This is a genomic window from Streptomyces sp. NPDC088246, assembly GCF_044741025.1.
Classification (GTDB): domain Bacteria; phylum Actinomycetota; class Actinomycetes; order Streptomycetales; family Streptomycetaceae; genus Streptomyces.
Genome location: NZ_JBIURV010000176.1, coordinates 1 through 1,308, shown reverse-complemented (window position 1 = coordinate 1,308; position 1,308 = coordinate 1). Strand labels below are relative to the sequence as shown.

The 1,308-nt window shown below is 62.3% G+C and carries 1 protein-coding gene and 1 pseudogene; one reads left to right on the top strand and one right to left on the bottom strand.

Annotated features, from left to right (window positions below):
- Positions 1-113 precede the first annotated feature (113 nt).
- A complete protein-coding gene (locus ACIPEK_RS46690; protein WP_402009143.1) occupies positions 114-1,154 on the bottom strand; it encodes a hypothetical protein in 1,041 nt (346 codons plus the stop codon).
- A gap of 61 nt (positions 1,155-1,215) precedes the next feature.
- Between ACIPEK_RS46690 and ACIPEK_RS46685 the strand changes: the two are divergent.
- Positions 1,216-1,308 (top strand): annotated as a pseudogene (locus tag ACIPEK_RS46685) (IS6 family transposase); the annotation flags it as partial.

The window sequence follows — 1,308 nt, the reverse complement described above, 5'->3', positions numbered from 1 at the left end:
TCAGACAGCTCGATGGACTCGGCCTCGGTCATGTTGTTGCTGGTCATCGGTGCATCTTCCGTGATCAGGAGTTACACCGAACGTTTTACAGTCCCTTCGGCGGCGGCTGACGGTCACGTCTGGATGGGCCGTGGACGGGGGAAGAGCGTGAATCGTTCCGGAGCGAACCCCTCCAGACCGGTGAGCGAGATGCGATCGGCGTTGTAGAGGCGGATCTCCACGTTCATAAGGGACTGGAGAGGGGCTAGATCGTAGGCAACGTCTGCGAGAGCGTTGATCCTTAGCAGCTCAAGATTCGGAAACCGGTCCGGGATCAGGTCGAGGCGGATGTCGGACCGAGACACAGAGAGCCCGAGACGATTGACGGTGGCCATGAGGGGGGCGTTGGCGAAGTCGGCGTCGGTGACCTGAAGGCTGGTCAGCTGAGGCAGCTCCGCGAGCTCGGCCCATTCCACTGCGTCCATGACATGGTTGACGACAACGTCTTCGAGCATGGCCCACTGGGTGATGCCGGTGATGGAGGCCTCTATCTGGCCGCCGAGCCAAAGCCTTGTGAGAGTTGGCGAGGCGGGCAGAGTATGCAGCGTTCTCCACGGCAGGACGGTATAGAGCAGCAGTTCACGCAGCTGTGGGAGATTGTTGAGCGCCTGGAAGGAGAAACCCTCAGGCAGGTCCAGCAGGTTCAGCTCCTGCAGGGGCAGTCCGGCGAGATGGTGTAGGCCGTCGACGGGTGTCGAGGGGCCAAGAGCCAACGAGCGCAGCGCGGCCAGAGACCGAACGAACGACAGACTGTGCAGCGAGGGCTCCTCCATGCGCCGGAGGGATAGGGATGTGGTGTGTTCCGGGGAAAGATGCTCGAGGATCTCTGACAGGGTGAGTGCCAGCTCGAACGAGATGAGTTCGATCGGTGTCAGCAGCGGGAGAGCGTCAAACTGCGCACGAGTCCGGACGGTGACATGCAGGCGATCCCGGACAAGGCGGAGGATGTCGCGGGCGTAATCGGCTGCCTCAAAGTTGGTCCAGCCCAGCATCAGTTCGTGGCGCGGCACCGAGGGGGCGACAGTCGGGACGAAATGTTGCAGGTACGCATAAGCTTGGTCGCCGCCCATGGCTGCGGCAGTGCGGAACACGGCAATGATCTCGTCTTCGGGCACTGTCACGTTGGCTGGCCGGGTGGGATGATCTTCGGGTTGATCATGGTGGAGGGGGTTGTCCGTGGGCAGTACGCCGCCGCCGTACAAGGGGCACCGGTACCCAGTCGAGATCATCGCGCACTGCGTGTGGCTGTACTTCCGCTTCCCGCTCAGC